This window comes from Oleiphilus sp. HI0117 (assembly GCF_001635235.1).
In genome coordinates this window covers 1-204 of the sequence record NZ_LWGA01000338.1, presented here as the reverse complement: position 1 = coordinate 204, position 204 = coordinate 1, and the positions used below count along the sequence as shown (strand labels likewise).

Annotated in this window: 1 protein-coding gene; it reads right to left on the bottom strand. The window is 50.5% G+C overall.

Annotation, left to right across the window (positions count from 1 at the left end):
* Positions 1 to 204: AMP-binding protein (locus tag A3757_RS04140; RefSeq protein ID WP_156506165.1), on the bottom strand; the 204-nt coding region annotated here is incomplete at both ends.

The following is a 204-nucleotide window of genomic DNA, read 5'->3' as shown; positions in this document are numbered from 1 at the left end:
GTCGTCCACACTTGACTTAAGCGGGATAGATTTCCCACCACGCACACCCTCTGTCGCCGTAATCACGACTTTTGCCTCACAATCATCCAGGCGATCTGCTAAAGCTGTTGCCGAAAAACCACCAAATACCACTGAATGAATGGCACCAATACGAGCACACGCCAGCATCGCATACGATGCCTCGGGAATCATAGGCATATACAG